This is a genomic window from Microcoleus sp. PH2017_05_CCC_O_A (assembly GCF_020738785.1).
In the GTDB taxonomy this organism is placed as follows: Bacteria; Cyanobacteriota; Cyanobacteriia; order Cyanobacteriales; family Microcoleaceae; genus Microcoleus.
In genome coordinates this window covers 1-7,220 of the sequence record NZ_JAEQCB010000221.1, presented here as the reverse complement: position 1 = coordinate 7,220, position 7,220 = coordinate 1, and the positions used below count along the sequence as shown (strand labels likewise).

The following is a 7,220-nucleotide window of genomic DNA, read 5'->3' as shown; positions in this document are numbered from 1 at the left end:
TGAAAATTGGCATTATTGGTGCTGGCAACATGGGTGCTGGGTTGGGTAAACTTTGGGCAAAGGCAGGACATGAAGTCGTCTTTTCTTACTCACGAGATCCAAATAAACTGATTGAGCTGGCAACAGCGGCAGGGGCGACTGCAAAAGCAGGAACAATTCAAGATGCAGCAGCACAAGACATTATTTTATTGGCTGTTTGGCTGCCAGCATTGGAAGAGGTCATTCACGCGGCTGGCTCTTTGGATGGGAAAATTATCATTACTTGTGTGAGTGGAATTCAGCCAGACTTCACGGGGCAAACAATTGGCTTGGCAACGGACTTGAAAATAAAAGTTGTGGAGGCATTCAATACTACATTTGCTGAAATTATTGCTTCAGACTCAAGACAATTCGGTGCTGATTTTCCTAGCGTTTTTTACTGTGGTGATGATGTTGAAGCAAAACAAATCGCTGCAAATCTCATTGAAGACTGCGGTTACAAATCAGTTGATGCAGGTAATCTTCTGGTGGCACGTACTTTAGAAACCTTAGCAAGTGCATGGGTGCAGTTTGCTGTTGCGAGTCAGCTATTTCCCAACCTTGGGTTGAAAGCTTTGCAACGTTGAGCAGCAGCATAAACCAATCAAATGCAGCGGACGGTTGAGGGTCAATGATACTGAGTTCGAGTCTCGATCTGTCTGCTGCAAAACGGTTATTATCTTCCTGGTGCGTTCTTCCGAAGATTACGCACGTTCCACAGTGTTTCTAATGTCTCTGACACTAACTTCGCAAAGCTGATGAAGTGTTTCTCATCTTCTTCCGTGAACTCCCCTTCGTACTTATCGGATAGTTGTAGCAATCCCCAGTTCATTCCATCTTGTCCGACAATCGGGGCAGCAAGCCAACCTCGCATCGGTGGATGCTTGCCCGCCTCGTTACCAAAACCTTTCCACTCAGGGTGAGCTTCGAGTTCCGCTTGGGTCATTCGTACAGGTTGATTGTGGCGCAATAACCACCCGTGTGTGCCATATCCAGTTGCAGGTGTATCGTATTTTGCCCACGCTGCATACTTCTCTGAGAGTGAGAAGAACTTCCGAATAGAACTCCAATCTTCTTGCACAATAATGGCGATCGCCGATTGATGAGCGCCAATCAAAACGCGGATCAGTTCAACTGCATTCTTCAAAACTCGATTTGCCGCTTCAATGAATTCCTCGTCGATCGCATCCGGGTTTTGCATGACCGGATTGGCCGTTGCCCCGGTGACGACATTTTGCAAATAAACATTTTGATGAGCTTCTGGCTTTACGTCAGACATCGGTTGATTCCTCCTAAGCGCAAAATATGGTTTCCGAAACTACCAAGGAACAGGCTGACCGAGGTGGAAAAAGCCCCCACTGGCACCATCATCAGGCAAGGTGGCTAACTGCACTCCGGTTTTCGCACCCTCAGTAATATCCATCATTGCGCCGTCACCGCCTAATTCGATTTTGACCCAACCGGGATGAGCACTGTTGACCTTTACGGGTGTGTTTCGTAACTCGTGCGCCAAATGCACGGTAAAAGAATTGACCGCAGCTTTAGAGGCATCATAAGCAAAGGGTTTGGAGTCATAAATGAACGAACTTGGATCGGCGTGAAGGGTCAACGATCCTTCGATACTTGCCATATTGACAATCCGTCCACTTTGGCTCTTTAGAATCAAGGGCAACATGGCTTGAGTCACTTCAACCAAAGCAAAAAAGTTAGTGTCAAACGTCTTACGGATCATGTCAACTGATACAGAACTTGCATTACTAATTGCCCATTCACCATCCAACATGACTCCAGCATTATTAATCAGAACATCCAACTTACCGAACCGATTTTTAATCTCTTGGACGGCTGATTGAATTTGAATACTGTCATTAATATCAAGTAGAATCGCTTCGGCTTTCAATCCTTCATTTTTTAGCTTCGTTGCTGCCGCGACCGCCGCTTCAAGTTTGCGGGCTGCAATGATCACCGTCAATCCTTGCTGTGCAAGCTGGCGGCTCATTTCAAACCCAAGCCCTTTGTTCGCGCCTGTCACCAATGCAACTTTGCCATTTGATTCGCTGTTGACCATTGACTTCTTCTCCTTGATTTAGGGCATTCGAGCAAATTCATCACAACACTGAACCTGAAAAATTGGCTATTTGAGGATTAACGGCGTTAAAACAGGAGCCATCAACATTTCAAACTCCAAATTAGTCGCGCTCACCACATTTTCGACAATCTTGCCCTCTCGTAGCCGCATGACATGAGTTTCAATGAAAGTGATATCCCGATTGGTAGCAGCAATCCCAAAAAATGCTTTGGTGTGTTTTTGCACAGATCGAAATCGAACGACGACTCGATCGCCTGCGGCAAACATATCTTCAACGATCATCTCTGAACCCGCAACGGGAGGAAAGGCATCGAAAAAGGCACTAAATATTTGTATGTAAGCTTCCCGTCCGTCAATTGGCCCATCTGGCTTTAATCCGGTGATTGCCTGCACATTCTCATGTAGTACATCCGCCGCGATCGCCATATTGCCCTTGCCCAAAAACTGCTCGATAAAGATCCGGGCGATCGCCAAGTTTTGTTCTTCAGTTGGAGTCATCGTTATTCCTCACTGTAGTTGTGTTGTCTCTTCGGTTCGATTGATTACCAATCCAGTGCGATCGCGCCCCCAAACTTCCGCATCTCAGCAAAGAAGTTACCCTGTGAGCCGCCCTCTGGAAGAGTTGCCAGATACACAGCGGTTTCAGCTCCTTCATCCGCTGTAAAGGGCGCATCAGGGCCACCCATATCCGTTTTCATCCAGCCAGGAGAATAAGCATTTACCAAAATGTTTGTACCTCTTTAGTGAAGGCATTGGCCAATTCCTGCATCCGGGGTTCATGGCGCACAGGTGCGTAGGGATAGGGTTGGCTGCGGGTTGGTTCCGTGGGGTCAAGGCCGGCCTGCCCATGCACATCATAAAGCTGCTCGGCTTGGGCGTAATAGGGCTCAAAATCGGCATATTTCACCGCCCATTCTGGCGAAATGCCATCCTGGTGCGTGACCTGTTCAAAATCGCGCTCTCGCATCCGCAAGAGGGCAGCCCCGTAGACTTTGGTGTTACCGCCCACCCAATAGCCCGTGGCCGGTCGGAAGGCTTTCCCGTTGGTGTCAAACCACTGTTCTTGGGTGTGATAGCGTTCCCGTTGATACACTTCTAACGCACTCCAGTTTTCCTTTTCTCTCGGCAAGAAGGATCCGCGTTCTAGAATCAAAATCTTTTTGCCGCTGGCCGCTAGATGATAGGCCAACGTGCCGCCACCTGCGCCGGTGCCGATAATGATTGCATCGTAATGAGTGTTGGTAGCCATGAATGGGTTCCTCGCCGGTTAGGGAATTGACTGATTGAATTGGTGTGAATTAGAGGTTTTCAATGTAGGCATGATTTAACATCCAAACTATCAACGAATCATTTTAGTAATCGATCGCTCAAATCCACCCGGCCATCTCGGTCATAGTTGCAGCGAAAAATACAACGTTTGGGATTATCGTGGTGGAGCTTGGCGCACTTGACAGCGCGATCGCCAAACAACTCAGTATACAAACCCGCCGCTGATAACATTCCGATCGGGGGCACGATTACATACAGCCAGAAGTCCGTCCAAACATTGGCCGGTAAAGCCGACGCCAAACTTCGCGCCGGATTCATGCTAAAGCCCGATAATGGCGCTTCAAAGGTAATGTAAAGCATGACGAGAAATCCCGATAACAGGCCAGTGTAGCGATGCAGTTTTTGGTGATTACTCGTGAATAACACCATCATCATCATCACAAAGGCCACCAACCATTCACCCATCACGGCTCCGAGCCAACCCAGCGCACCGGGAACCGTGACAATATAATTAATCGGAGGTTGGATAAATACTTGACCCAACGCGAATGCGACTAAATAAATACCGGCTAATCCGCCTAGACATTGAAACAACACATAGAACAACGCATCCAGCAACTTAACTTTGCCCAGTCGATAGAAGGTCAACGTCACCGCTGGATTCATGTGCGCGCCCGATTGTTGACCCCAAGGTGAATGGATCAGGGCGATCGCCGTCAACCCCATCACAATTCCCACTAAAAACCGCCGTAGATCACCATTGGCAATGGCCTGATGTACCGGCGATTGAGGATATTCAAACAGAATCGAAAACCCACCGGCTGCGATCAAAAATAATCCCAGTAAGGCCGCTTCCATCAGGTATTCTGGTAGGTGATTGCGAAAGGTTGCTTTAAGGGTGGTCATGCTGTCCCTCCTGGGCGCGGTGGGCCGCATTTTGGTGAATCAGGGCAGCGACCAAGCCTGTCCAACCGGTTTGGTGACTCGCGCCAATTCCCGCGCCATTATCGCCGTGGAAATATTCGTGGAACAAGATGTAATCGCGCCAATGGGGATCGGTTTGGAATTTCTCAATGCCACCATACACCGGACGGCGACCCGATGCCTCGCGCTCAAACAAGGCCACTAAGCGGTGAGACAGAGCGATCGCCACTTCTCCCAAGGTCATTTCCTGCCCCGATCCCGTCGGACACTCGACTTTAAAACTGTCGCCCAGATAGCTGTGAAAGCGCTCTAAGGCTTCAATAATCAAATAATTCACCGGAAACCACACGGGGCCGCGCCAGTTGGAGTTACCGCCAAATAAGCCGGTGCTGGATTCAGCCGGTTCATACCGGACGAAATAATCATTCCCCCCTAATTGCAAGCAATAGGGATGATCCTGGTGATACTTGGAGATGGCTCGAATCCCGAACGGACTGAAGAATTCCGCTTCATCCAACATGCGTTGCAGAATGCGTTGCAGTTTGCTGCGATAGGCGATCGCCAACAACCGTCGCGCTCCCATTCCCGGTGTTTCCATACAGGCGACATTCTCTTTGAGGTCAGGGCGATTGCGAATAAACCACTGCATCCGCCGTTTGAAACCCGGAAATTTTTCCAGGGTTTCGAGTTCCAGCACGATGACAGCATAGAGCGGAATTAAGCCCACCAGCGATCGCACCTTCAACGGTAACTGTTGCCCATCGGGTAAATGTAGCGCATCGTAATAGAAGCCATCGACCTCATCCCACAGCGCAATATTGCTTTCGCCAATGCCATCGATCGCGTCGGCAATGTAGAGAAAATGCTCAAAAAACTTACTGGCAATGTCTTCGTAGCTGTCGTCGGCTTTGGCTAATTCGAGGGCGATCGCCAGCATATTCAGGCAATACATGCCCATCCAACTGGTGCCATCGGCTTGGTTGAGGTAGCCGCCCGTGGGCAATTCGGCACTGCGATCGAAAATGCCAATGTTATCCAACCCCAAAAAGCCACCCTGAAACACATTGTTGCCCGCCATATCTTTGCGGTTCACCCACCAAGTAAAGTTGAGCAGCAACTTGTGAAAGACCCGTTGCAGAAAGGCGCGATCGCCCTTCCCAGTGGATTTTTGCTCAATTTGATAGACCTGCAATGCCGCCCACGCCTGCACCGGAGGATTCACATCGCTAAATTTCCATTCATAGGCCGGGAGTTGGCCATTGGGATGCATATACCATTCACGGGTGAGGCGATCGAGTTGCAACTTGGCAAACGCCGGATCGATCATCGCTAACGGAATCAAATGAAATCCTAAATCCCACGCGGCAAACCAGGGATACTCCCACTTGTCGGGCATGGAGAGAATATCTTCACTGAACAGTGTGCCCCATTCGTGATTGCGTCCGGCTTTGCGATCGGTAGGCGGCGCGGGTTGTCCCGGATCGCCTTTCAGCCAGTCATTCACGCTGTATTGATAATATTGTTTGCTCCAGAGCAGTCCGGCAAACGCTTGGCGTTGAATATTGCGTTCATCGTCCGATTGGGGAAAGGGCGAAACCTCTTGATAGAACTGATCGGCTTCCTGTTTCCGGGTCTGAAAAATCTGCTCAAACTCAGCGCTAAACGGGGCGGACAATTGGGACCGATCGCTCAACCGCAGGCGCACGGTTTTGGTGGCTCCTGGTGCCAAGGTCAGCGAATAACGGGCGGCAAATTTTGTGCCGACCCGATCGGGATTAATCGCTTGAGCATCACCATTCACCACATAGTTATTAATGCCATCTTTCACATAGGGCGATCGATTCGCTGTGCCAAACAATCGCTGATAATTGGTTTCGTTATTCGTAAATAGTAATTCTGCATCACCCTCACAGTAAAGCCAATGCGTTGCCAGGGTGGGATGCTGGGCTTCGAGTTGACTGAACGTTGGATCAGAATGCACGACTTTGATTAAAGGCGGTGTGATGTCCGGGTTCCAGTCCCAGAGATTGCGAAACCATAGCGTGGGTAATAACTGTAAGGTGCTAGCTTCACTGCCGCGATTGGCGATCGTGATTTGAATCAGAATATCTTCCGCTGTGGCTTTGGCATATTCTACAAAGACATCGAAGTAGCGATCGCCATCAAAAATACCAGTATCCAGCAATTCAAACTCGGGTTCTAGTTTGCCGCGGCGTTGATTTTCTGCGACTAATTGAGCATAGGGAAATGCCTGCTGTGGGTACTTATACAGGCATTTCATGTAGGAATGGGTCGGGGTGCTGTCGAGATAAAAATAATATTCCTTGACATCTTCGCCATGATTGCCTTCATTGCCTGTTAAGCCAAAAATGCGCTCCTTGAGAATGGGATCGTGACCATTCCACAGGGCGATCGCAAAACATAAGCGTTGTCTTGTGTCAGAAATTCCGGCAATGCCATCTTCACCCCAACGGTAGACGCGCGATCGGGCCTGGTCGTGAGGAAAATAATCCCAAGCCGAGCCATCGGGGCTGTAATCCTCCCGCACCGTGCCCCATTGTCGCTCACTTACATAGGGTCCCCAGCGTTTCCAGTAGGCGATCCGGTCTTGGTCTTGCTGCAATCGAAGTTTCTCTGGAATCATCAAACTTCTCCGGTACGGTGAATAACGATCTAAAGAGTTTGCTAACAGAATTCTGCGTGTTTTTAATAAAAGCAGCCTGAGAACTAGATGAGAAAGCACATCTTTGTCAGACCGGCGGCTTTGCCTGAGCACCAACTATGGTTGTTTTTTCCAGTCGTCGGTCAGTAAACCTGAGAACCGTTACATAAATCCTACCCAAAGTTACTCAAGATTGGACAATATTGGACTTTGAGCTTCGTTTACTTCCTGCTTCATCCTGGTAGTGTCGGCACTCAC

8 protein-coding genes are annotated in these 7,220 nt (G+C 49.1%); 1 reads left to right on the top strand and 7 read right to left on the bottom strand.

The window, feature by feature from the left end; genetic code table 11:
* A partial coding sequence (locus tag JGK20_RS31785; RefSeq protein ID WP_293233458.1) for an NAD(P)-binding domain-containing protein occupies positions 1-605 on the top strand: 605 nt, incomplete at its 5' end.
* An 89-nt stretch (positions 606-694) separates the two neighbouring features.
* Here JGK20_RS31785 and JGK20_RS31780 read toward each other — a convergent pair.
* From JGK20_RS31780 to JGK20_RS31750, 7 genes are all read right to left on the bottom strand, one after another.
* The gene (locus tag JGK20_RS31780) at positions 695-1,297 is read right to left on the bottom strand and encodes a GAF domain-containing protein (protein ID WP_293233456.1); all 603 of its coding nucleotides are present in this window, start codon (positions 1,295-1,297) and stop codon (positions 695-697) included.
* 39 nt (positions 1,298-1,336) lie between these two features.
* Complete coding sequence (locus JGK20_RS31775; protein ID WP_293233454.1) at positions 1,337-2,086, bottom strand: SDR family oxidoreductase; 750 nt, start codon at positions 2,084-2,086, stop codon at positions 1,337-1,339.
* A gap of 66 nt (positions 2,087-2,152) precedes the next feature.
* Complete coding sequence (locus tag JGK20_RS31770; protein ID WP_293187088.1) at positions 2,153-2,605, bottom strand: ester cyclase; 453 nt, start codon at positions 2,603-2,605, stop codon at positions 2,153-2,155.
* A 44-nt stretch (positions 2,606-2,649) separates the two neighbouring features.
* Positions 2,650-2,832: a hypothetical protein gene (locus JGK20_RS31765; RefSeq protein WP_293187087.1), complete on the bottom strand. Its 183-nt coding sequence runs from the start codon at positions 2,830-2,832 to the stop codon at positions 2,650-2,652.
* The gene (locus JGK20_RS31760; protein WP_293187086.1) at positions 2,826-3,356 is read right to left on the bottom strand and encodes an NAD(P)-binding protein; all 531 of its coding nucleotides are present in this window, start codon (positions 3,354-3,356) and stop codon (positions 2,826-2,828) included. The genes JGK20_RS31765 and JGK20_RS31760 overlap by 7 nt, the downstream gene beginning before the upstream one ends.
* A gap of 98 nt (positions 3,357-3,454) precedes the next feature.
* Entirely contained in the window at positions 3,455-4,282 is an 828-nt protein-coding gene (locus JGK20_RS31755) for an aquaporin (RefSeq protein WP_293193885.1), read from the bottom strand.
* On the bottom strand, positions 4,269-6,944 hold the full coding sequence (locus tag JGK20_RS31750; RefSeq protein ID WP_293187084.1) for a glucosidase: 2,676 nt from the start codon (positions 6,942-6,944) through the stop codon (positions 4,269-4,271). The genes JGK20_RS31755 and JGK20_RS31750 overlap by 14 nt, the downstream gene beginning before the upstream one ends.
* Between the last annotated feature and the right edge of the window lie 276 nt (positions 6,945-7,220).